This is a genomic window from Bacillus halotolerans (genome assembly GCF_004006435.1).
GTDB classification, from domain to species: Bacteria; Bacillota; Bacilli; order Bacillales; family Bacillaceae; genus Bacillus; species Bacillus halotolerans.
The window spans coordinates 4,091,420-4,114,385 of sequence record NZ_CP029364.1; the positions used below are offsets into that span (position 1 = coordinate 4,091,420).

At 44.0% G+C, this 22,966-nt stretch carries 16 protein-coding genes, 2 pseudogenes and 1 riboswitch; of the genes and pseudogenes, 10 read left to right on the forward strand and 8 right to left on the reverse strand.

What is annotated here, in order from left to right:
* Positions 1 to 15: 15 nt before the first annotated feature.
* Both DIC78_RS21345 and DIC78_RS21350 read right to left on the reverse strand, forming a co-directional pair.
* Complete coding sequence (locus DIC78_RS21345) at positions 16 to 312, reverse strand: hypothetical protein (protein ID WP_105992013.1); 297 nt, start codon at positions 310 to 312, stop codon at positions 16 to 18.
* A gap of 111 nt (positions 313 to 423) precedes the next feature.
* Positions 424 to 2,466, reverse strand: a complete 2,043-nt coding sequence (locus DIC78_RS21350) for a molybdopterin oxidoreductase family protein (RefSeq protein WP_127696888.1) — start codon at positions 2,464 to 2,466, stop codon at positions 424 to 426.
* Between the two features lie 148 nt (positions 2,467 to 2,614).
* A riboswitch (SAM riboswitch) is annotated at positions 2,615 to 2,706 on the forward strand.
* 97 nt (positions 2,707 to 2,803) lie between these two features.
* On the opposite strand from DIC78_RS21350, the gene DIC78_RS21355 reads away from it, so the two are divergent.
* The 3 genes from DIC78_RS21355 (at position 2,804) to DIC78_RS21365 (ending at position 6,659) form a co-directional block, all read left to right on the forward strand.
* Complete coding sequence (locus DIC78_RS21355; RefSeq protein ID WP_127696889.1) at positions 2,804 to 3,826, forward strand: 2-hydroxyacid dehydrogenase; 1,023 nt, start codon at positions 2,804 to 2,806, stop codon at positions 3,824 to 3,826.
* Between the two features lie 16 nt (positions 3,827 to 3,842).
* Complete coding sequence (locus tag DIC78_RS21360) at positions 3,843 to 5,321, forward strand: FGGY-family carbohydrate kinase (protein WP_127696890.1); 1,479 nt, start codon at positions 3,843 to 3,845, stop codon at positions 5,319 to 5,321.
* A gap of 93 nt (positions 5,322 to 5,414) precedes the next feature.
* Positions 5,415 to 6,659, forward strand: coding sequence for an MFS transporter (locus DIC78_RS21365; protein ID WP_127696891.1), 1,245 nt, complete (start codon positions 5,415 to 5,417; stop codon positions 6,657 to 6,659).
* Positions 6,660 to 7,040: 381 nt separating this feature from the next.
* Here the strand turns inward: DIC78_RS21365 and DIC78_RS21370 are convergent.
* The 3 genes and pseudogenes from DIC78_RS21370 to DIC78_RS21380 form a co-directional block, all read right to left on the reverse strand.
* Positions 7,041 to 7,572, reverse strand: a pseudogene (locus DIC78_RS21370) (GNAT family N-acetyltransferase).
* Positions 7,573 to 7,615: 43 nt separating this feature from the next.
* Positions 7,616 to 8,394 (reverse strand): annotated as a pseudogene (locus tag DIC78_RS21375) (hypothetical protein).
* A gap of 68 nt (positions 8,395 to 8,462) precedes the next feature.
* A complete protein-coding gene (locus tag DIC78_RS21380; RefSeq protein ID WP_059336520.1) occupies positions 8,463 to 8,768 on the reverse strand; it encodes a DUF948 domain-containing protein in 306 nt (101 codons plus the stop codon).
* A 149-nt stretch (positions 8,769 to 8,917) separates the two neighbouring features.
* On the opposite strand from DIC78_RS21380, the gene DIC78_RS21385 reads away from it, so the two are divergent.
* Entirely contained in the window at positions 8,918 to 9,634 is a 717-nt protein-coding gene (locus tag DIC78_RS21385) for a 3-ketoacyl-ACP reductase (protein WP_059293344.1), read from the forward strand.
* Between the two features lie 29 nt (positions 9,635 to 9,663).
* On the opposite strand, the gene DIC78_RS21390 is transcribed toward DIC78_RS21385, so the two are convergent.
* Positions 9,664 to 10,881 carry a cytochrome P450 gene (locus DIC78_RS21390; RefSeq protein ID WP_127696892.1) on the reverse strand — a complete coding sequence of 406 codons (1,218 nt, stop codon included), beginning with the start codon at positions 10,879 to 10,881 and terminating at the stop codon, positions 9,664 to 9,666.
* Positions 10,882 to 11,184: 303 nt separating this feature from the next.
* Here DIC78_RS21390 and rtp point away from each other — a divergent pair, with 303 nt between their 5' ends.
* From rtp to proB, 3 genes are all read left to right on the forward strand, one after another.
* A complete protein-coding gene (gene rtp / locus DIC78_RS21395) occupies positions 11,185 to 11,553 on the forward strand; it encodes a replication termination protein (protein WP_010334473.1) in 369 nt (122 codons plus the stop codon).
* 146 nt (positions 11,554 to 11,699) lie between these two features.
* Positions 11,700 to 12,578, forward strand: coding sequence for a pyrroline-5-carboxylate reductase (gene proC, locus DIC78_RS21400; RefSeq protein WP_127696951.1), 879 nt, complete (start codon positions 11,700 to 11,702; stop codon positions 12,576 to 12,578).
* Between the two features lie 15 nt (positions 12,579 to 12,593).
* Positions 12,594 to 13,709: a glutamate 5-kinase gene (proB, locus tag DIC78_RS21405; RefSeq protein WP_101861446.1), complete on the forward strand. Its 1,116-nt coding sequence runs from the start codon at positions 12,594 to 12,596 to the stop codon at positions 13,707 to 13,709.
* A 59-nt stretch (positions 13,710 to 13,768) separates the two neighbouring features.
* Here the strand turns inward: proB and gltC are convergent, their stop codons facing one another.
* On the reverse strand, positions 13,769 to 14,671 hold the full coding sequence (gene gltC / locus DIC78_RS21410) for a glutamate biosynthesis transcriptional regulator GltC (RefSeq protein WP_024121635.1): 903 nt from the start codon (positions 14,669 to 14,671) through the stop codon (positions 13,769 to 13,771).
* Positions 14,672 to 14,817: 146 nt separating this feature from the next.
* Between gltC and gltB the strand changes: the two genes are divergently transcribed.
* Together gltB and gltD are read left to right on the forward strand one after the other, a co-directional pair.
* On the forward strand, positions 14,818 to 19,380 hold the full coding sequence (gene gltB / locus DIC78_RS21415; protein WP_127696893.1) for a glutamate synthase large subunit: 4,563 nt from the start codon (positions 14,818 to 14,820) through the stop codon (positions 19,378 to 19,380).
* Between the two features lie 16 nt (positions 19,381 to 19,396).
* Positions 19,397 to 20,878 (forward strand): glutamate synthase small subunit, encoded by a 1,482-nt coding sequence (gene gltD, locus DIC78_RS21420; protein ID WP_127696894.1) that lies wholly within the window; start codon positions 19,397 to 19,399, stop codon positions 20,876 to 20,878.
* Between the two features lie 55 nt (positions 20,879 to 20,933).
* Here the strand turns inward: gltD and DIC78_RS21425 are convergent, their stop codons facing one another.
* Positions 20,934 to 21,923 carry a zinc-binding dehydrogenase gene (locus tag DIC78_RS21425; protein WP_106021691.1) on the reverse strand — a complete coding sequence of 330 codons (990 nt, stop codon included), beginning with the start codon at positions 21,921 to 21,923 and terminating at the stop codon, positions 20,934 to 20,936.
* A 128-nt stretch (positions 21,924 to 22,051) separates the two neighbouring features.
* Here DIC78_RS21425 and yofA point away from each other — a divergent pair, with 128 nt between their 5' ends.
* On the forward strand, positions 22,052 to 22,921 hold the full coding sequence (yofA, locus tag DIC78_RS21430) for a LysR family transcriptional regulator YofA (RefSeq protein WP_106021690.1): 870 nt from the start codon (positions 22,052 to 22,054) through the stop codon (positions 22,919 to 22,921).
* Positions 22,922 to 22,966 lie beyond the last annotated feature (45 nt).

A 22,966-nucleotide genomic window follows, 5' to 3' on the forward strand; every position in this document is an offset into this window, starting at 1 on the left:
CTGTAAAAATTGGCATTAATCTTTCGCTTGTTGTTTCTCTCCTAATGTTAATACCCATTCTCTTAAGATATGTTTTTGCACATATCTTTTTCCGTTAATATCAATATGAGGGAGGTCTGTGAGATCCTTTGCTAAGAGTTTCGCCTCCGATTGGGTTATTCCTAAAAAATGCCCGATGTAAAAGTAAATATCTCGTTCTTTAATCAGCATGATGTCATTTTTTTCGTTAGCTTTTGGGTTGTTAATATGCTTTAATCCTTCTCCGATAAAATATCCAGCCAATGCAATACCGATTCCTAAAAAAACGTCCATGTGTATGCCTCCATTATGTAATCGTCATGTTATACGGTCAATCTATACCATTGGTTTCATTTTTGTTGACTGTGCACACAAAAAACCGCCAGAGCAAGCTCTGGACGGTTTCTATGCTTTTTCAATCTGCACTCGGCCTGAGAAAAAAGTGGCGCCTCCGCCCATATCAGCCAAGCGGTCGGGGGTTAGGGCGTTAACAAGCTGATTTTTGCCTGGTTCATCTGCCCATAATCCTTGACTGACGACAACACCTGGAAGCACTTGTTCTCCGACTGCGGCGGTTAGTTCACACTCACCTCGGCTGTTCCAAATCCGTACGGCTTCACCATCAGTGATGCCGTGTTTTTCGGCATCTATCGTGTTGATAAAGAGTTTCGGTGTCTTTTCAAGTTTGACGTGCTTTGCATTATTGGAAAACGTTGAGTTTAAGAAATTATGATTCGGCCCGGGAACATACATAAACGGGAATTCATGATCCGGCGCAAGCGGCGTATGTGTCGGTAACTGCGGGAAACCGGCTTGTTTCATTTTTTCTGAATATAATTCTATTTTTCCGCTCGGAGTCGGCAATGTACCCGGAAACAGCGGCTTTTCACGCTTCGCCTTCATAAATGAACGTTCAGTGAGTGATTCATAACTAATCTCCGCTAAATAAGGATTATCCGGATGGTGAAGTGCCTGGCGGATTAAGTCTTCATCTGAATCTTTGAGCTCCTGATCCGTAAATCCCATTGCCTCAGCCAATAACCGGAATACCTCGGTATTAGACTTGCTTTCTCCGTATTTCTCAATAACCGGCTGCTGAAGCTGAATGTAATGGTGCCAGTATGAGGTGTAAAAATCAGTATTTTCAAAAGCAGATGCAGCGGGCAGTACAATGTCCGCATATTTGGCCGTTTCTGTTAAAAACAAATCATGAACCACGGTGAACAAGTCATCCCGCAGGAGGCCTTGTCTGACTTTGTTCGCTTCTGGCGTCACAACGGCTGGATTCGTCCCATAAATAAAGAGGGAGCGAACAGGAGGGTCTGTTTCCAGAAGAACTCTGCCCAGCTGATTCATATTAAACGATCTCGGTGTGCGGCCTTTCAGTAAATCAGGACGCTGAAGCGCGGTGGTGTTATATTCTAAAATCCCGCTGTTATGTTTGATGGCTCCGCCTCCTGTATGCATCCATTGACCGGTAATCGCCGGTAGACAGGCAATCGTTCTAACAATCATTCCGCCGTTGTCGTGATGCTGAAGGCCGTTTCCGATTCTGATAAAGGAAGGGGAGGTTTCACCATACATTTTTGCCAGCTGATAGATATCGTCGATACTGATACCAGTGATCAGGGATACCTTTTCTGGATGATACTGTTTCACATGCTCGCACAGTTCTTCATAGCCGACTGTATATGCTGAAAGAAACGCTTCATCGTGGAGGTTTTCTTTAAATAAAATGTGCATGATGCCAAGGGCAAGCGCGCTGTCGGTACCGGGTTTTATAGGAATAAACCAGTCTGCGAGACGCCCTGTCTGATTTTTATGCACATCAATCACAATAATTTTTGCGCCTTTTTTCCGTGCTTTTTGAGCGATTGTAATTTGATGCATGTTTGTGCTGACTGCGTTAATTCCCCAAAAGATAAACAGTTTCGTATGTATCGTTTCTTCAGGATCGATTCCAGCACTCACACCCATGGTATATTTATAGCCCTCTGATCCGGCTTTGCTGCAAATCGTGCGCTCAAGCTGGCTTGAGCCCAAGCGGTAAAAAAAGCGGCGGTCCATTCCTTCAGCCGTTAATTTTCCCATATTGCCGTAAAAGCTGTAAGGCAGTATGCTTTCAGCTCCTTCTTCATCAATCAGCTGTTTCCAGCGGGATGTGATGGTGTCAATCGCTTCTTCCCAAGAAATTGGTTTAAACTCTGCCTCGCCCTTCACACCTGTTCGTTTCAGCGGAGTCGTCAGCCGCTTTTCATCATAGAGGCGCTCAGCCATATTTCGTACTTTGTTGCATATATTTCCGGCTGTCACGGGGTGATCAGGATCACCCTGCACTTTCACAATTTTCCCGTCTTTTTTATGTACCAGCAATCCGCACTGGTCCGGGCAGTCCAGTGAGCAAACGGATTTAAAAATGCCGTTTTGTTGAGTGGCGAACGATTTCATAGCCCAGTTCCTCTCCCTAGTTAGATATATTGTAAGAATTATAACATTTCGAATGATAACGTCAATTCTGAAAAAAAGACATTGACATCAATCTGGGTCTTCTTTATGATTAACGTATTCTCAATTCTGAAAATTACATACAAAACATTTTCTATCAAGAGAGGTGGAGGGACTGGCCCTATGAAACCTCGGCAACATTATTGTGCCAATTCCAGCAAGCGTCAGCTTGAAAGATAGGAAAGTAAGGTTTATACCGGCTTCTGTCTGTGGCAGAGTGCGCCTATACATGAATCTCTTTCCATCTTTGGAGAGAGATTTTTTTGTGTGAAAAATAACGATGAAAAGGATGTTTTGCATCATGACGGTTTTGATTACAGCACCGTACAACGAAGAAGGACGAAAAGAGCTTGAAGAATTGTTCGGTTCCGTTGTTTATCAGTCTTGGAAAGAAAACGGCCGGGCATACAGGGAAGATGAATTGATTCAGCTATTAAAAGGATCAAATGCGACGGGTTTGATTACTGAGCTTGATCAGGTGACAGAAAACGTGTTTGCATCAATGCCGGAACTTTCATTTGTAGGAGTATGCAGGGGAATGCCTTCCAATGTTGATGTGGCAGCAGCGTCAAACAGAGACATTCCGGTTTTCTATACACCTGGGCGCAACGTACAAGCTGTTGCTGAAATGTTTATTGGAAATGTGATTTCATTTCTCCGGCACACGAATACCTCTAATCAATGGCTAAAGGATGGAAAATGGAACAGCGATTATTTGCAGGCATATGCCAAATTCAAAGGTAATGAAATAACAGGAAAAACCGTGGGTATGGTCGGATTCGGAGCGGTTGGGCAAAGAATTGCAAAACTGCTGACTGCGTTTGACTGCAAGGTTTTGTATTACGATCCATACGTACAGCACGATTATCCGCAATATGAAAAAGTATCTCTGGAGAAGGTATTTTCAGATAGTGATATCGTTTCTGTTCATCTGCCGCGTACAGATGATACGCTTGGCCTCATTGATCGGCCGTATTTTGACTTGATGAAAGAGAGCGCCATTTTCGTGAATACATCAAGAGCTGTCGTGGTAAACCGAGAGGATCTTTTATCTGTACTGAAAGAAAGTAAAATCAGGGGTGCGATATTAGACGTTTTTTATCATGAGCCGCCAGAGCAATCGGATTATGAATTTATTTCATTGCCTAATGTTCTGGCAACACCGCATTTAGCAGGAGCAACATTTGAAGTAGAGGATCATCACGTTACCATTCTGAACGAAGCGCTTAAAAAGTGGAGGGATGAAAAAACTCTCAATATTCCGACTTTATATAACAAAAACGATCTTAAAGCAGAGGTGTAAAAAGGAGGGCATCAGGATGACGAAACAAAAAGGTTATCTCGTATTTGACATTGGCACTGGCAATGCAAGAGTTGCGGTCGTAAGTGTGTCGGGAAGCGTTCAAACGGTTGAACGGGAGGACATTGTATATACGACCGAGCCGCTTTACCCGGACAGCCGCTATTTTTCTCCACAGGCGCTGTGGAATCAAATCATGAATCTGGCTAAACGTGCGATTTCTCGTTCTCATCATATTGAAATTATTGGTCTCACTTCAACAAGTCAAAGACAGGGGATCGTGCTGTTTGATCAAAATGGTGAGTCTTTCCTCGGTCTGCCCAACATTGACAATCGGGGCAGGGAGTGGGAGGAAAACATACCGAATCGGGAAGAAGTATACAGCCGAACAGGCCGTCTGCCGACTGCGCTTTTTTCAGCGCTCAAGCTTTATGGTTTAAAGCACCGCCAGCCCTCCTTATGGGAAAAAACTGCAAGCTTCACAAGCATCAGTGATTGGGTGACGTATCAGTTGAGCGGAGTATTGACATATGAACCGTCACAGGCGACGGAAACGCTGCTGTTTGATGTAAAACAAAATACATGGTCAGAAGAGATGTGCAATATATTCGGTTTCTCGCCATCTATTCTTCCGCCTCTAGTAAGAGCGGGAACAGTCATTGGATCGATAACAGATGAGTATGCGGCAGAATTGGGACTATCACATCATGCGAAGGTTATAGCGGGTGGGGGAGATACACAGCTTGCTGTCAAAAGCACTGGTGCTGCTCTGGGAGACGCAGTCATAGTATCAGGTACGACAACACCGATTACCAAAATTATTGGTGAAATTCATGAGGACAGACAAAATAAAGCCTGGCTGAACTGCCACACAGATCAAGGACAGTGGCTTGCGGAGACAAATCCCGGGGTAACGGGTCTGAATTTTCAAAAACTAAAGGATATTTTCTATCCGAATGAACAGTACGATGTGATGGAAGAAGAGATTGCTGCTCTTGCTAAGGAAGATCATGCATGTGTATCTTCCCTCGGTTCGTATTTATCGGCAGAAAAAAACGCCCTGACGAAAGGCGGCTTTCTCTTTGATGTACCGCTTTCAGCCCATTTAAGCAGAGCGCATTTTGTACGCGCGGCCTTACAGGAGATTGCATGTTCAATCAAATGGAACTTTGACATTTTAACAGAGATCACTCCGTTTGATCGTGACTATGTGTGGGGATGCGGAGGCGGATTCCAAAGCAGAGCATTTACACAATATATTGCCAATCTTCTTCAGAAAAAAATCTATGTCAAAGAAGGGTACAGTCATGCATCAGTCGTTGGTGCTGCTGTGGTTTGCAATGAGGCCTATAGATTGACCGAAGAAATGTCTGGAAGTGTTCGGGTGATAGAACCGCAGGATTGCCGGATAGAAATGACTTTATACGAGGAGTGGAAGCAGGTCCAACGCTTCTTTTCAGGGTTAGAGCCGTCATCGGGAAACAAGGTATTAGTATAAGGCGGAATTTGCCGCCAATTGAGGAATTATACATTTTATTACTTTAATGAGGTAATACGGTAATTGAGATAAGCATCTAAGGAGGATACAGATATGTTAGATAAAATTGGTATACCAAAGCGGCTGGCATGGGGGTTTTTAGGGGTTGTGCTGTTTATGATGGGAGACGGTCTTGAACAAGGATGGCTCAGTCCTTTTCTGATTGAAAATGGGCTCACCGTTCAGCAATCCGCTTCGATTTTTAGTATATACGGCATTTCACTGGCCATCGCTTCATGGTTTTCGGGTGTGTGTCTGGAAGCATTTGGCGTAAAGCGGACGATGTTTATGGGGTTGTTGTTTTATGTGATCGGTACAGCGGCTTTTATCGTCTTCGGATTTGAACAGCTAAATCTGCCTGTCATGTATGTGACTTACTTTATTAAAGGCTTAGGATACCCGCTTTTTGCTTATTCCTTCTTGACATGGGTCATCTACAGAACACCGCAGAACAGGCTCAGCACAGCTGTCGGCTGGTTTTGGATTGCGTATTGTCTGGGCATGTTTGTTTTCGGTGCTTGGTATTCAAGTTATGCAATTAAAACGTTTGGTTATTTAAATACGCTGTGGAGTTCTATTTTCTGGGTATGCCTCGGTGCAGTCTTCGCGTTGTTTATTAATAAAGACCGGTTTGAAAAAAAGAAAAGAAAAAGATCAGAAACGGCGGAGGAGCTTTTAAAAGGGGTTACCATTCTTGTTACCAATCCGCGGGTGCTGACAGGAGGAATGATTAGAATCATCAACAGCATCGGCACATATGGTTTCCCTGTGTTTTTGCCGATGCACATGGCTCAGCACGGCATTTCAACTAATGTGTGGCTGCAGATTTGGGGAACGATTTTTCTGGGCAACATTGTATTTAACCTCATTTTTGGAATTGTCGGTGATAAATTTGGATGGAAAAACACCGTCATTTGGTTTGGAGGAGTCGGCTGCGGCATTTTCACTGTTTTATTATACTATGCGCCTGTTTTTTCAGGCGGGAATATGGCGGTTGTGAGCATCATCGGCTTTATCTGGGGCGGCTTGCTGGCAGGCTACGTGCCGATTGGTGCGATCGTGCCGACAGTTGCCGGAAAAGACAAAGGAGCCGCCATGTCCGTTTTGAACCTCGCAGCCGGCTTATCGGCATTTGTCGGACCTGCTTTAGCTTGGATGTTCATCGGACTCATTGGTGCACAAGGCGTTGTCTGGATTTTTGCGGTGCTTTATCTTGCGAGTGCAGTCATGACGAAATGTATTAAGCTACCTGAAGAAAAAGAAGTACAGAAAGAGACTTCCCCTCAATATGCATCCTGATGAAAAGCGCCCTGAAACAGGGCGCTTTTTATGATTTTTTTTCAGCAATGGTTTCAGTTACAGAGTGCCGCGCAGATGATTGTCTGGACGGGACTTTATCATTAGGAGTCCGCTCAATAAATAGTTTGGGCGATCGCTTCTGCACTTATATCGCTTTTTAAACTCTCATGGATGATGTTTCAAAAGCACATGATCGAGTGGCGGGTTTGGGGCAAAGCGGTGTGTGACAGGAAGTGTGAGCGCGCAGCCAGTTGCTGGCACGCTAACTAAATTCGTTGGATAGCATTCAGTTTATCTTGTTTCTGCAATATACCCTGCGGAGTGAAAACAGACGAGAGACTTAGGGAAGAGCAGCTATAATCTCTGCTCATTCTCTGATTTTCATGATTTTATCATAGAATAAACATTTGTATCATAAGGGACACCGCTTTGGTACATATATTGTCTTAATACGCCTTCTTTTTCAAATCCCATTTTTAACAGCAAACGATTTGACGCTTCATTTTCCATAAAAACAACTGCACCGATTCTCGTTAGTTCAAGGATATCAAAGCCGAAAGACACAATTTCTAAAATGGCTTCTGACGCATAGCCGTTTCGCCAATTCGCCGGGCTGATTTCATAACCGATTTCTGCACGTTTATGCTTGGGGCCAAAGCATGAAAGCCAGTCGTACCGATGAGTTCAGTTCTTTGGTGTCTTTTCTTTCAATTCCCCACCGTATTCCCCGCTTTTCTTGATAATTGTCGGCAAACTGATGAATCATTGTTTTTGCTTGATCTATACTTTCAAAGGGATCAAGTCCGTAGTAGCGTGTGACGCCATGGTTTGAAAAACAAGTAAAAATGGCTTCCGCATCTTTCTCTGTCAACTCTCTTAGAATAAGCCTGACGGTTTCTAATTCAGGAAACACCGAATCCCTCCCTTATGGTGTATGTAGGTTTATCATATCTCTTTTATTTCCTCTTTTCTATAACGAAATCGAATTTGATGAAGCAAAGGAGCGGATTTGTTTTTCTAATTCCTCTTTGTTTTTATTAAATTGTTTCGTTCGATGGCCGTTCGCGCCCGATGGGTGAGGGAAGCCGTGTAGGCAGGTCAGCCGCCATTTGCTGTTTTCCCTGATCAGTGTTTCACAGACTGTTTCGGCTGCTTTGCCTAGCGGGATAAGAAGAGCAGGGCTCGATAGCTTTTCAAGTTCAGCGGGAAAATGCTTATATGCATAAGTGCTTAGCATAGATGAACGGGGGATAGCCGGACGATGTCCTGTATAGTTTTTCTGTTGAATGAAAACAGGGTATTTGATAACAGAAGTGGTGTGAAGCATATGGCGCAAGTCGCCGAAAAGCTGTGCGGCGCTTTGAATGCCTAAAACCTGCGGCAGCCCGCATTGATCCAGCATCGTAATCAGGTTATCTCTCATAGTTCCAGAAAGTCCTGCCGCTTTTTTGGTGTCTAAAGCTATCTGTTCTAGAGATCGGCCTTTGCGCAAGCTTTCTGCGGCTGTTTCATAAGCTGTTTTCATCTGTGAAAAACCCGGCGTTATGCCTGAAATCACAACTGAAGCATCTTGATTGATATATTCATTATGAGGTGAATAGTACATTTCAAGCGCGTTTTCTTGGTGTATGCGAAATGGGGAAGTGAGCAAATCCGTTTTCGAAAGCGGTCTTGATACCGGAAGAGTATTTAATTTCTCTGCAAATGCTGCTAAACCGCTGCGGTTTCCAATCATGGGTGAACCTCCCTAAAAATGATATCCCATTGTCCATTTTAAACGTTACAACGGGATATCATTCATATTTAACCTCTATTCAAATGTCCTGCGTGCCACACCTCTTTAACTGCTTGAGGGGCTTCTTTCACTTCAGCAGCAGTCTGCTGCAACGCGGTTTTTTTCATTTCAACATCGTACTGAATCATTTTTTGTTTTTGAGACAGCTGCTGTGCTTCCGTTTTTACCATTTCAACTTGTTTTTGCATGGATTGCGTAACTGCAGTGAGTTCCTTCATGGCGGGATCTATTTTCTTCTTGTTTTGAATCACATTTATCCCTAAGTAAATGATTGAAATGGCTATTACTGCGATACTGATATAAACGATAACCATATGTTCACCCCTTTTCTAATGTCATACCCTATTTCGCCTATTATAATCAGGTGAAATGTTATCTGGTCAGTTCATATGATTTGCGTATTGGTTTTCTTGTGCTTATAATGTGTTATCGTACATATGTAAACAAAGAAAGGGTGCTTCAATTGCAAAGTTTACAAAATAAAACTGCTCTTATCACAGGCGGAGGCAGAGGGATTGGACGCGCGACAGCTCTTGCGCTTGCGAAAGAAGGCGTAAATATCGGTTTAATCGGACGAACTGCCGCCAATGTTGAGAAAGTCGCAGAAGAAGTAAAAGCACTTGGTGTGAAAGCTGCGTTTGCCGCTGCGGATGTAAAGGATGCGGCGCATGTTGATCAAGCTGTGGCTTCTATTAAAGAGGAGCTTGGCGAGATTGATATTCTCATTAACAATGCGGGAATCAGCAAATTTGGCGGATTCTTAGATCTATCCGCTGATGAGTGGGAAAATATCATTCAAGTGAACCTAATGGGTGTATACCATGTTACTCGTGCGGTGCTTCCTGAAATGATTGAACGCAAAGCTGGTGACATTATTAATATTTCTTCTACAGCCGGCCAAAGAGGAGCAGCTGTCACAAGCGCTTACAGCGCATCCAAATTTGCCGTTCTTGGGTTAACAGAATCTCTCATGCAAGAAGTGAGAAAGCATAATATCAGAGTCAGCGCGTTAACGCCGAGCACTGTCGCAAGTGATATGTCGATTGAACTGAACCTGACAGACGGTAATCCTGAAAAGGTTATGCAGCCTGAGGATCTTGCTGAATATATGGTAGCTCAATTGAAATTAGATCCGCGTATTTTCATTAAATCTGCAGGATTGTGGTCAACAAATCCGTAAAACGAAAGCCTGTCTAGCGACAGGCTTTTTTATTTGAATTCAATCCGCACAGGTAAATGTTTAACACCAAACACGAAAGGACTTGGTACCGCTTCGAGTTTCTGTTCATCATCAGCTTTTTTAATATAAGCTGACATAGACAAGAGGGAGGAAAGAGCGATTTTTGCTTCGAGCCTGGCCAATGGTGCGCCGAGGCAAAAGTGAATTCCGAACCCAAAGCTGAGATGGGGGTAGGAGGGGCGGTTAATGATAAAACGATCAGGTTCAGAAAATTTAGCATCATCCCGATTGGCTGACGCGACCCAGCTGATAACGGAAGATCCTTTCTTTATAAATGCTCTGCCAAGCGCTATATCTTCTGCTGCAACTCGTCCGATGGCTTGAACAGGCGGATAATAGCGGAGTGTTTCTTCTATTATATTAGGCACATAGTCTGTATTCTGTCTTATCTGTTGTTGCATGGCTGTGTCTTCCGTGATATAGCGAACAGCATTCGCGATCAAATTAGTAGTCGTTTCGTTTCCCGCGACAAGAAGTAGAATGCAAAAACCGAGCAGCTGCTCTTCTGTTAGATATTCTCCATCGACTTCTGACTGCAAAAGCATCGTAATCAAATCTTCTTTTGGCTGGGCTCGTCGTTTTAATAGAATGTCTCTAAAATAGTTACTTAAGAAAGCGTGGCCGTCCCGGCGTTTTTGAACCATGTCAGCGACAGATTTGTCTGAACTGTCCTTCGCTCCGGCAACGAGCACGTCGGAGTATGTTTTGATGATGTGCCGGTCTTCAATCGGTGCTCCAAGCATTTCAGCAATGATAATAACAGGAAGGGGGCCTGCTATATCATCTATCATATCGATTGTGTCTTTTTGCCGCGCCTCCTGTAAGAGGAATGCTGTAACGTCTTTTATGCGGGTTTCGATTTGTTTCACTGCCTTTGGAGTAAACGATTTGTTGACGAGTGCACGTAATTTGGTATGTTTCGGAGGGTCCATTGTTAAAATGCTTTCTGCCTGTATGCCGCGTTTGGATGAAAAAAGTTTGGGATTTTTCAGGACGAATTGAACGTCATCATACTTAAAAACATCCCAGCAATCACGCTGTTTGTCATAGCGAACAGGAGACGATTCCCGAAGCTTTTCATAAATCGGGAAGGGGAAAAGACGATCCTTTTCGAATTGCAATTCTTTCATGGGAATCAAGTTGGCGTAACGTTCTTCTTTGGCAGGGCGCGCTGTTTGCTTTGTCATTTTATCATCTCCTTTATCGATACGTTATCAAAGGCTGTTTTCAATTCAATGGACATATATTGAAGAAAATGTAAACCGGACAATAGTTTTAAATTGAAGATCATAGTGAAAACAAGTTATAATGAACCAAACAAACTATGTACCAAATGTTCATTTTATCTTTTTCTATTCCCACCAGCCATACAAACACCAAACACAAAATAACTTGATTATCATGTTATTAATAGAAGAAGGAGAACAACAGGAAAAAATTGAATATTTAGTACATGGTGTTCTCAGTTTACAGAGAAGGGGTGCAGACCGATGAAAGAAGAAAAAAGAAGTTCCACTGGATTTTTAGTCAAGCAGCGCGCGTTTTTGAAGCTTTATATGATTACCATGACTGAGCAGAAAAGACTTTACGGGTTAAAGCTTCTGGAAGTGCTTCGATCAGAATTTAAAGAGATTGGTTTTAAACCAAACCATACAGAGGTTTACCGGTCTTTGCATGAGCTTCTTGATGATGGGATATTAAAACAAATCAAAGTAAAGAAAGAAGGGGCTAAGCTCCAAGAAGTGGTCCTCTATCAATTTAAAGATTACGAGGCAGCCAAGCTGTATAAAAAACAGCTGAAAGTAGAGCTGGATCGCTGCAAGAAACTGATTGAAAAAGCACTGTCAGATAATTTTTAACATAGAAAACACCCGGCATAGTCACGAGTATCGGGTGTTTTCTGTTTTTCATTATACATATTTGTCGAAATGAAACAATACAAATCAATAGTGACCTTCAAACTTGACATCATTTCCTCACGTGGTAACATTTTAAACGTGTGAAAATACGAACAAAAAAGCGAACAAAGGAGATGTTACCGATCTTTGATCAAAAAAAAGTAGCTTTTATCGGAGCCGGATCTATGGCGGAAGGAATGATATCAGGTATCGTTCGTGCCAATAAAATCCCAAAACATAACATCTGCGTTACAAACCGCAGCAATACAGAGCGATTAGCTGAGCTTGAACTTCAATATGGAATCAAAGGCGTGGCGCCGGATCACTTATGTATTGAAGACATGGATGTGCTCATTTTGGCGATGAAGCCAAAAGATGCCGAAAGCGCTCTGTCATCATTAAAAACACGCATCCAACCCCATCAATTAATTTTGTCGGTGCTAGCCGGCATAACCACCTCTTATATTGAACAATCATTGCATAATCAACAGCCGGTTGTCAGAGTAATGCCTAACACATCAAGTATGATCGGCGCTTCTGCAACTGCCATCGCACTTGGCAGGCATGTGACAGATGATTTAGAAAAACTGACGGCGGCTTTGCTCGGCTGTATGGGTGAAGTGTATACAATCCAGGAAAATCAAATGGATATTTTTACGGGAATTGCCGGCAGCGGCCCTGCGTATTTTTATTATTTAATGGAATTCATCGAAAAGACAGGCGAGGAAGCGGGCCTTGATAAACATTTATCACGAAGCATCGGTGCACAGACACTCTTGGGTGCTGCAAAAATGCTGATGGAGACAGGAGAACAGCCCGAGGTGCTGAGAGATAATATCACCTCGCCAAATGGAACGACTGCTGCCGGATTGCAGGCCTTGAAGAAGAGCGGCGGAGGAGAAGCCATTTCTCAAGCCATTAAACATGCGGCTAAGCGTTCAAAGGAAATCAGCGATGATATCGAAAAAACAGCGGCACCGCTATAAAACAGGAGTGATAAAGTGACGTCTGAAACAGAAATGAAAAGAGTTGTCGTGAAGATCGGCAGCAGTTCATTAACAAGTCTTCATGGGGAAATCAGCATTCGCAAACTGGAAGCTTTAGTGGACCAGGTCGCCAAACTAAAAGACGCCGGATATGAAGTCATCCTGGTTTCTTCCGGCGCAGTAGCTGCAGGATATCGCAAGCTCGGGTTTCTTCAGCGACCAGATAATCTGCCTGAAAAACAAGCGTCTGCTTCAATCGGTCAAGGGTTGCTGATGGAGGCTTATTCAAAGCTGTTTTTGGCGCACGGTTATGTGGCTTCCCAAATTTTAATTACAAGAAGCGACTTTTCTGATGAATACCGATATCACAATGTTCGGAACACAATGAATGTACTGCTCGAACGCGGTATTATCCCGATAATTAACGAAAATGACACAGTGACCGTCAATCGGCTTAAGTTTGGCGATAATGATACACTCGCGGCCAAAGTCGCCGGATTAATCGATGCGGATTTGCTTGTGATTTTATCGGATATCGACGGTTTATATGACGGCAATCCGCGAAATAATCCAAAAGCGAAAAGGGTGCAGCGAGTCAGTGAGATTACACCGGAAATTGAAGCGTGTGCAGGCGATACAGACAGCGAGGTCGGCACCGGAGGCATGCGGTCCAAACTGGATGCGTTTAAAATTGTGATGGCATCCGGCATAAAAGGATTTCTTGGCCAGGCAGACGCTGCAGATATATTATATCAAGCTGTTCATGGAGAGGCGGAAGGCACCTATTTTGAAGCTGAGGGAACGCTTCCGTTGAATCAAAAAGAGCAGTGGATCGCTTTTAATTCCGGACCAGAAGGTGAAATTGTTTTATCAGATGACTGTTCCGGCCAAATAGCTGACGGTCAATCGCATATATACCCAGATGGTGTAAGGGAGATTAAAGGAAAATTTAAAAGCGGCGCTGTTGTCCGCCTGACTGATTCTCATGGTGAAGACATCGGCCTCGGGATCGTCAATTATTCTTCCTCGCAGCTTGAGACACCCGAAAAAAATAAAGGCATGAAAAACAAAGCTGTGATTGATCCAGAAGCGTTTGTATGCCATGTGGATTTATCTTTGCCTGTATATTAATAGAAGAAATACACGGGAACAAAAAACCCGAACTTCTCCAGAGAAGCTCGGGTTCTTTTTTATTGATACTGTTCCAATTTCGAGAAAAACTGAATGACAAACTCATAAAAATCCTGAGCTGACGGTGCAAGCTCTCTATTTTTCGGCTTAATAATTCCGACAGTCCGTTTCACTTGAGGAAACTCAATTGGAATCTTCACAGTAAATCGGGGTGTCGTTTCAGCAAAAGTGCTCTCCGGCAGAAGGGTGACACCCATACCTGCGGACACCAATCCTTTGATAGCGTCCAAATCCTCACCCTCTGTAGAGACAAGAGGGGCAAACCCGGCTTGTTTGCAAGAGTCAATCGCCATTTTTCTGAGCACAAATCCTTCCGGAAACAACACAAATTGATCGTTACGCAAATCGATTAAATGCACCGTTTTTTGTTTGGCGAGCGGATGATTTAAAGGTACAAGCGCGTAAATTTTTTCCGTGAATAAAATATTTCCTGCTATGTCTGGAAAATTCGTCGGCACCGGGCCTAATAACGCTAAATCGATATCGCGGTTTCTGACAGCTTCAATCAGAAACTTATAAGAGCCTTGGCGCAGCAAAAACTCTACGTGCGGATATTCTTCTTTAAATGCCGAAACGACAGTCGGCAGTAGCTGACTGGCGAGGCTTGTAGGAAAGCCGATTTTTACGGTTCCGCGATGCGGGTCAAGGTACTCATCAATTTGTTCTTTTGCATAATCGATGGCTTTCATCGCTGTTTTGACATGAATTAAAAATTCTTTTCCAATCGGAGTGAGTTTGATATTTCTCCCTTCACGCTCAAATAAAGTAACATTTAATTCTTCTTCAAGGTTTGCAATTTGTCTGCTGATTGCTGATTGGGCCACATGCAGATAATCAGCGGCTTCTGAAACGTGTTCCCGTTCAGCAACCTCCATAAAATAACGCAGTTGGCGCAGCTCCATGTAAGTCTCACATCCATCTATCTCATTTTGAGATTCTTTTGATCTAAATTATATATTGTTTATATCGTTTTGAAAACCTACAATAATATTAGAGTTGTTAGATTTTATGACCGGTATTATCGGAAACTGATCGGGGGAGAGGAATTATGACTTACAATCAAATGCCAAAAGCTCAAGGTCTCTACCGTCCTGAATTTGAACATGATGCATGCGGAATCGGCCTATATGCGCACTTAAAAGGCAAGGCGACACATGACATCGTCAAACAGGGGCTGCAGATGCTTTGCCAGCTCGACCACAGAGGAGGTCAAGGCAGTGATCCGGATACGGGAGACGGTGCCGGCTTACTGGTTCAAATCCCTGATGCTTTCTTTAAGAAAGAGTGCAAAGACATCAATCTGCCGGAAAAAGGACGTTACGGGGTAGGAATGGTCTTTTTCTCGCAGAAGGAAGATGAAAGAAAAAAAATCGAAAAGCAAATCGATGCACTGATTGAGCAGGAAGGCCAAGTTGTGCTTGGATGGAGAACTGCACCTGTAAATGTCGGAAAAATCGGAACAGTAGCACAAAAAAGCTGTCCGTTTGTCCGTCAAGTATTCATTGGCGCAAGTTCTGACCTGAAGGATGATTTGTCCTTTGAGCGAAAATTGTATGTCATTCGTAAACAGGCTGAAAACTGGGGAGTAACGGAAGGTCTAGATTTTTATTTTGCCAGTCTTTCAAGCCAAACTATTGTTTATAAAGGCCTTTTAACACCTGAACAGGTTGATGCGTTTTATTCCGATCTGCAAGATGAGGCATTCGTATCCGCTTTTGCACTAGTTCATTCACGCTTCAGCACGAATACCTTCCCTACATGGGAAAGAGCACACCCAAACCGTTATTTGGTTCACAATGGTGAGATTAACACCCTTCGAGGAAATATCAACTGGATGAGAGCACGTGAACAGCAATTTGTGTCTGAAAGTTTTGGTGAGGATCTCAATAAAATTCTTCCGATTCTGAATGCTGACGGCAGTGACTCTTCCATTTTAGATAACGCATTTGAGTTTTTCGTTATGGCTGGACGCAAGCCGGCACATACGGCGATGATGCTGATTCCTGAGCCATGGACAGAAAATACGCACATGTCTAAAGAAAAAAGAGCGTTTTATGAGTATCACAGCTCATTAATGGAGCCTTGGGATGGTCCGACGGCCATTTCATTTACTGACGGAAAACAAATCGGCGCAATACTCGACCGAAATGGTTTACGTCCGGCCCGTTATTATGTGACAAAGGATGATTATATTATTTTCTCATCTGAGGTCGGCGTTATTGAGGTTGAACAGGAAAACGTTTTATATAAAAACCGCCTTGAACCAGGAAAAATGCTTTTAATTGACCTGGAAGAAGGCCGCATCATTTCTGATGAAGAAGTAAAAACACAAATCGCAACTGAATATCCGTACCAAAAATGGCTTGAGGAAGAGCTTGTGCAAGTGAATCCTGATCCGGAAACAAGAGAGGAAGAGCAGTTCACGGATCTTCTTACGCGTCAGAAAGCGTTTGGATACACATATGAGGATATTCAAAAATATTTAATTCCTGTTATTAAAGAAGGAAAAGATCCTCTCGGCTCAATGGGGAACGATTCGCCGCTTGCTGTTTTGTCTGATCGCCCGCAATCGCTGTTTAACTACTTTAAGCAATTGTTTGCACAGGTGACCAACCCGCCGATTGACGCGATTCGCGAGCAGCTCGTGACTTCAACAATGACTTGGCTCGGAGCAGAAGGCGATCTCCTTCATCCGAATGAACGAAACGTCCGCCGAATCAAGCTGTATACACCCGTGTTATCCAATGAGCAGTTTTATGCGCTGAAAACCATCGTCCATCCTGATTTAAGAAGCCAAAAAATGAATGTGCTGTTTTCAGAAGATCTTGAACGCGGGTTAAAAGACATGTTCACCCAAGCTGAGAAAGCAATCAGCCAAGGCGTCAGTCTTTTGATTTTGTCCGATAGAGCAATGAATGAGCAGTTAACGCCAATTCCGCCGCTGTTAGCAGTCAGCGCACTGCACCAGCATTTAATCCGAAAAGGATTGCGCACGAAAGTCAGCATTATCGTTGAATCGGGAGAAGCACGTGAAGTTCATCACTTTGCAGCTCTAATCGGCTATGGAGCCGATGCTGTCAATCCTTATCTGGCATATGCGACCTATAAACAGGAAATTGACGAAGGCCGTTTGGATATCAGCTATGAAGAAGCAGTCAGCAAGTATGGAAAAAGCATTACCGAGGGTGTCGTAAAAGTGATGTCGAAGATGGGGATTTCTACGGTACAGAGCTACAGGGGCGCCCAAATCTTTGAAGCGGTAGGAATCAGCCGTGACGTGATTGACCTTTATTTTACGGGAACAGCATCACAGCTCGGCGGCATTGACTTAAATACCATTGCGGCAGAGGCACAGCGCCGCCACCAGGAAGCCTATAAGGATGACTACAGCAAAACGCTTGAACCGGGAAGTGACTTCCAATGGAGAAACGGCGGAGAGCATCACGCATTTAACCCGAAAACGATTCATACCTTGCAATGGGCGTGCCGCAGAAATGATTACAATCTGTTTAAACAATATACGAAAGCGGCAGATGAAGAACGAATCGGATTCCTGCGAAACTTGTTCTCATTTGACGAAAACCGCAAGCCTCTAAAAGTGGAGGAAGTAGAATCTGCTGAATCGATTGTCAAACGGTTTAAAACAGGTGCGATGTCATTTGGATCATTAAGCAAGGAAGCCCACGAAGCATTAGCGATTGCGATGAACCGCTTGGGCGGAAAAAGCAACAGCGGTGAAGGCGGAGAAGATCCAAAACGCTTTGTGCCTGATGAAAACGGCGATGACAGAAGAAGCGCGATCAAACAAATTGCATCCGGACGATTCGGTGTGAAAAGCCATTACTTAGTCAACGCCGATGAGCTGCAGATTAAAATGGCGCAAGGCGCAAAACCGGGAGAAGGTGGACAGCTGCCAGGCAATAAAGTGTATCCTTGGGTTGCCGATGTCCGCGGATCAACACCAGGGGTCGGATTGATTTCACCGCCTCCGCACCATGACATTTATTCAATCGAGGATTTAGCCCAGCTGATTCACGATTTAAAAAATGCGAACCGTGAGGCAAGAATCAGCGTGAAGCTGGTCTCAAAAGCGGGTGTCGGTACGATCGCTGCGGGTGTTGCTAAAGCAACTGCAGATGTCATCGTTATCAGCGGTTACGACGGGGGTACAGGTGCTTCACCTAAAACAAGCATTAAACATACAGGGCTTCCGTGGGAGCTTGGCCTTGCAGAAGCGCATCAAACCTTAATGCTGAACGGACTCCGTGATCGTGTTGTATTAGAAACAGACGGAAAGCTTATGACAGGCCGGGACGTCGTCATGGCCGCATTGCTCGGCGCCGAAGAATTCGGTTTCGCAACTGCTCCGTTAGTTGTTCTCGGCTGTGTTATGATGCGCGCCTGCCATTTGGATACATGTCCTGTCGGGGTAGCGACTCAAAATCCTGAACTTCGCAAAAAGTTCATGGGAGATCCTGATCATATTGTGAACTACATGTTGTTTATTGCTGAAGAAGTCCGTGAATACATGGCTGCATTAGGTTTTAAAACGTTCGATGAAATGATCGGCCGCACTGACGCACTTAACGTGAGTGAGCGGGCAAAGGCGCATTGGAAAGCGAGCCAGCTTGATTTGTCCACACTTCTTTATCAGCCGGAAGGGATACGGACATTCCAAACGCCGCAAAACCATAAAATTGATCAATCGCTCGATATCACAACAATTCTTCCTGCTGTAAAAGATGCCATTGAATCGGGAAAAGAAGCTGATATTTCAGTCGAAATCAATAACACAAACCGTGTAGCAGGCACTGTAACAGGCAGTGAAATTTCGAAACGTTACGGAGAAGAAGGACTTCCGGAAGATACGATTAAGCTGCAATTCACAGGTTCAGCCGGTCAAAGCTTTGGAGCGTTCGTTCCAAAAGGCATGACGCTTTATTTAGACGGAGATTCAAATGACTATGTCGGAAAAGGTCTGTCTGGCGGAAAAATTATTGTCAAATCACCGGAAGGATTCAACTCCGAATCACATGATAATGTAATTATCGGCAACGTAGCATTCTATGGCGCGACGAGCGGAGAAGCATATATTAACGGCCGTGCAGGTGAACGCTTTGCCGTTCGGAACAGCGGTGTGAATGTTGTTGTTGAAGGCATCGGTGATCACGGCTGTGAATACATGACAGGCGGAAGTGTTGTCGTACTGGGTGATGTCGGCAAAAACTTCGCGGCTGGTATGTCCGGCGGAATCGCGTATGTATTGGCCGAAGATGTAAAGGCATTTAAACGCAAATGCAACCTTGAAATGATTTTGTTAGAGTCATTAGAAGTTGAAAAAGAAATTCAACAAGTTAAAGCAATGCTTGAAAAGCATGCCGCGTATACAAACAGCCAAAAAGCAGCAGACCTGCTTGAACAGTGGGAAGACAGCGTGAAAACATTCATTAAAGTGATTCCGAAAAACTATAAACAAATGCTTGCGAGCATCGAAGAGCAAAAAGCTGCGGGCTTATCTGAGGAAGAAGCCGTCATGTACGCGTTTGAAGCCAATACGAAACCAAAGCAGAAAAAAGCGCCGGCGGGACAAAAACAAACGGTAGTACAGTAAGGAAGGGGAGAGGAACATGGGGAAACCAACTGGATTTATGGAAATCAAACGAGAAAAACCAGCTGAGCGAGACCCTCTCACTCGCTTAAAGGACTGGAAGGAATATTCTGCTCCTTTTTCAGAAGAAGCGTCGAAACGGCAGGGGGCGCGGTGTATGGATTGCGGTACACCGTTTTGCCAGATCGGTGCTGACATTAACGGATTTACATCCGGCTGTCCGATTTACAACTTAATTCCTGAATGGAACGATCTTGTCTACCGAGGCAGATGGAAAGAAGCATTAGAACGGCTTGTAAAAACAAACAACTTTCCTGAATTCACAGGGCGGGTTTGTCCCGCTCCTTGTGAAGGGTCATGTACACTAGCGATTTCCGACCCGGCCGTATCGATTAAGAATATTGAACGGACCATAATTGATAAAGGGTTTGAGAATGGCTGGATTCAGCCTAGAATTCCGAAAAAACGAACAGGCAAAAAAGTTGCCATCGTTGGGTCGGGCCCAGCCGGACTGGCGAGTGCTGACCAGTTGAACCAAGCTGGACATTCTGTCACTGTATTTGAACGCGCAGACAGAGCGGGCGGACTTTTAACTTACGGCATTCCAAACATGAAACTTGAAAAAGGAATTGTCGAACGCCGCATTAAGTTGCTGACGCAAGAAGGAATCGATTTTGTTACAAATACGGAAATTGGCGTTGATATAACGGCTGATGAGCTGCAAGAGCAATTTGATTCCGTGATCCTTTGCACAGGTGCTCAAAAACAGCGGGATCTGTTAATCGAGGGACGCGAATCAAAAGGTGTTCACTACGCGATGGATTACTTGACGCTTGCTACAAAAAGCTATTTAGATTCTAACTTTAAAGACAAGCGATTCATTGATGCGAAGGGGAAAGACGTTATCGTGATCGGAGGCGGAGACACAGGAGCTGACTGTGTGGCTACCGCTTTGCGCCAAAAAGCCAAAAGCGTGCACCAATTCGGCAAACACCCGAAACTTCCTCCGGCTCGCACGAATGATAATATGTGGCCTGAACAGCCGCACGTCTTTACGCTTGAATATGCATATGAAGAAGCAGAAGCAAAATTCGGAAGAGATCCGAGAGAATATTCGATCCAAACAAAAAAATTGGTTGCCGATAAAAACGGCAAATTGAAAGAGCTCCATACGATTCAAATGGAGAAAGTGAAAAATGAGCATGGAAAATACGAGTTCCGTGAACTGCCTGGAACTGAAAAAGTATGGCCTGCTCAGCTCGTCTTTATCGCTATCGGCTTTGAAGGCACAGAACAGCCGCTTTTAAAACAATTTGGTGTTGAGTCTAATAACAACAAAATCAGCGCAGCATATGGGGATTATAAAACAAATATCGATGGTGTTTTCGCCGCAGGGGATGCAAGAAGAGGCCAAAGCTTAATCGTATGGGCGATTAATGAAGGCCGTGAAGTGGCGCGTGAAGTTGACCGATATTTGATGGGGAGTTCAGTTCTGCCGTAAATAAAGGGGATTATATAAAAAAAGAAACCGGACTGTTTGTCAGCCGGTTTCTTTTTTAATCTATTGTGATCCCGATGTTCCCAAACTGGCTGCCTTCCTGCATTCTGGTATATGCTTCATGTGCTTGTTCTATAGGATATGTCCGGTCAAGCACGGGCCGAAGTTTATGTTTTTCCATAAAATGCAGCATTTCACGGAATTCATCACGGCTTCCCATTGACGTTCCCAATATATTGATTTGCGGAAAGAATAAAGAACGCAGCGGAAAACTGAGATTATCACCCGAACTTGCACCAAAGCTGACAATACGGCCGTTCGGTTTAACATGATCAAAGTATTCTGAAAAGAGGGTCGGCCCTATGCTATCGAGAATGACATCAGCTTTTTGTCCTTGAAGATGTTCAGACCAATTGCTGTAACTGTCAAAAGCGTGGTCAGCGCCTAATTGTATTGCTCTTTTTCTTTTTTCCTCGCTTCGAGAAGTCACGCTTACAGTTGCTCCAATTGCTTTAGCCATTACTAGCGCGTAGGTTGCAACGCCGCTTCCAATTCCGGGTATCAAAATATGCTCGCCTTTTTTTAATTGGGCCTTTGTAAAAAGTGCTCGATATGCGGTCAGAGCTGATAATGGCAACACGCCTGCTTCCTCCCAGGATAGATAAGAAGGTTTTTTCACTGCGTTTTGTGAAGGAATGATCACATATTCAGCAAGTGTTCCGTTTGAAGGGCCTCCCAAAATATCCGGAACAGGAGGTACATCATCTGTTACTTCCCAATTCAAAGTCGGTAAAATCACCACTTCTGTTTGAACAGCCAGATGATCTACACCTTCACCGACCGCTTCAATAATACCAGCACCGTCAGAGCCCAGAATAAACTCAGGATCTTGTTCAGTTTTATTTTTCATGAGAAACAGGTCCCGGTGATTTAATCCCGCCGTTTTCAACTTTACTTTCACTTCTCCGTATCCGGGATTTTGAGAAGGGATGTCCTGATACGCTAACCCCCGAAGTCCGCTTTTTCCGTTATGAATAACCGCTTTCATGCCGTCTGCCTCCTATATTCCTCGTAATCTATGATCTTCACATATTTTACACAGCGGTTTTCTTCAAGTAAAATGAACAAAAATGATTGCCGGTATCACTTTTAATCATAGCAAGAAGGTGACAGCGTGTGGAAAGCGGAGAATTAAAGATATTCCGGGCTGTTGCCCGTGAAGGAAGTATAACAAAAGCAGCCCGGCAGCTGAATTATGTTCAATCTAATGTAACAGCCAGAATCCATAAGCTTGAGACAGATCTGAATATCAAGTTATTTTACCGGACAAATCGTGGAATGACGTTAACGGCTGCGGGGGAAAACCTATTACAATACGCAGATCAAGTTTTATCATTATTAGACGAAGCTGAGAAATCAGCGCAGTTAAGTCAGCATCCGAAAGGGCCGTTGCGGCTTGGAGCATTGGAAACAACAGCGGTCACTCACCTGCCTGAACATGCAGCTTCATTCCTCAGACGTTTTCCTGAAGTTGATTTATCAGTGAACACAGGTGATACGCACAGCTTGGTTCAGCAAGTTCTAGATCATAAGGTGGATGGCGCTTTTGTGTACGGTCCTGTTGAATACATGGATATCAAACAAATTCCTGTTTCCCATGAGGAATTGGTGTTGATTTCACCGGAGGAAGGGGCGATAAAGGACATGCTACGGCTGCCGATGCTCTTTTTTGGAACCGGCTGCTCTCATCGCGATAGGGTCAAAAGATTATTGGAGGAAGCCGGTATTCAACAGCAAAAAATTATAGAATTTGGCACGTTGGAAGCCGTTATCAGAGGTGTTTCCGCTGGTTTGGGAACGGCGCTGCTGCCAAAGTCGGCCATTGCCTGCTCTGTCCATCGCCAAAGGGTATACGTTCACCAGCTTCCCGCATCATATCAGGATATGACGATTGTGTTTATTTACAGGAAAGACTTTTTTATGACCAGTGCATTTCAGCGGTTTATTGCAGAATTGAATGAGGCCAAATTTATCCAATCAGTCTAATCAAGAAGAGAAGATTCAACAATAGCAGGGGATGCGGGATAGATT

Coding starts and splice junctions, on each gene's coding strand:
- DIC78_RS21345 (WP_105992013.1), bottom strand. CDS start 312: ATGGACGTTTTTTTAGGAATCGGTATTGCATTGGCTGGATATTTTATC.
- DIC78_RS21425 (WP_106021691.1), bottom strand. CDS start 21,923: ATGAAAGCGGTTATTCATAACGGAAAAAGCGGACTTCGGGGGTTAGCG.
- gltC (WP_024121635.1), bottom strand. CDS start 14,671: ATGGAGCTGCGCCAACTGCGTTATTTTATGGAGGTTGCTGAACGGGAA.
- DIC78_RS21350 (WP_127696888.1), bottom strand. CDS start 2,466: ATGAAATCGTTCGCCACTCAACAAAACGGCATTTTTAAATCCGTTTGC.
- DIC78_RS21360 (WP_127696890.1), top strand. CDS start 3,843: ATGACGAAACAAAAAGGTTATCTCGTATTTGACATTGGCACTGGCAAT.
- DIC78_RS21355 (WP_127696889.1), top strand. CDS start 2,804: ATGAAAAGGATGTTTTGCATCATGACGGTTTTGATTACAGCACCGTAC.
- DIC78_RS21365 (WP_127696891.1), top strand. CDS start 5,415: ATGTTAGATAAAATTGGTATACCAAAGCGGCTGGCATGGGGGTTTTTA.
- DIC78_RS21380 (WP_059336520.1), bottom strand. CDS start 8,768: ATGGTTATCGTTTATATCAGTATCGCAGTAATAGCCATTTCAATCATT.
- rtp (WP_010334473.1), top strand. CDS start 11,185: ATGAAAGAAGAAAAAAGAAGTTCCACTGGATTTTTAGTCAAGCAGCGC.
- gltD (WP_127696894.1), top strand. CDS start 19,397: ATGGGGAAACCAACTGGATTTATGGAAATCAAACGAGAAAAACCAGCT.
- DIC78_RS21390 (WP_127696892.1), bottom strand. CDS start 10,881: ATGACAAAGCAAACAGCGCGCCCTGCCAAAGAAGAACGTTACGCCAAC.
- gltB (WP_127696893.1), top strand. CDS start 14,818: ATGACTTACAATCAAATGCCAAAAGCTCAAGGTCTCTACCGTCCTGAA.